This window comes from Lentilactobacillus diolivorans DSM 14421 (assembly GCF_001434255.1).
In the GTDB taxonomy this organism is placed as follows: Bacteria; Bacillota; Bacilli; order Lactobacillales; family Lactobacillaceae; genus Lentilactobacillus; species Lentilactobacillus diolivorans.
The window spans coordinates 1-407 of the sequence record NZ_AZEY01000051.1 but is presented as its reverse complement, the minus strand read 5'-3'; the positions used below and the strand labels follow the sequence as shown (position 1 = coordinate 407).

At 44.2% G+C, this 407-nt stretch carries 1 protein-coding gene; it reads right to left on the bottom strand.

All coding sequences use genetic code 11. The features are described 5' to 3' along the window. Positions 1-407: recombinase family protein (locus FC85_RS05340; protein ID WP_057864521.1), on the bottom strand; the 407-nt coding region annotated here is incomplete at both ends.

Below are 407 nucleotides of genomic sequence, written 5' to 3'. Positions count from 1 at the left end.
CGGGACACATCAATGTCACTCATGCCAGCTCGATAAAGCTTAAAAGCATGTTGCAAACGGGGATCATCTTTGGCATATTGGGGTTTGCGCCCATGATATTTACCCTGCTGCTTAGCTAAGGCAATCCCTTGTTGCTGGCGCTCAATGATTCGCTTACGTTCACTTTCGGCCTGATACTTATAGAGTTCAATAATCAAGTTGGTCATCAGTTGACGTAAATTGGGGTCAGCAATCCCTGTCATGGACGGCAAATTCAACACATCTAGGGTGGCACCTTTATTTTGAATGGTGTTCATGATTTTAGTCAAATCCTGGTTGTTTCTGCCTAAGCGATCTAATTCAGTGACCAGGACAATATCACCCTCACGAATATAGGCCAGCATTTTTTGCAGTTCTGGCCGATTAGT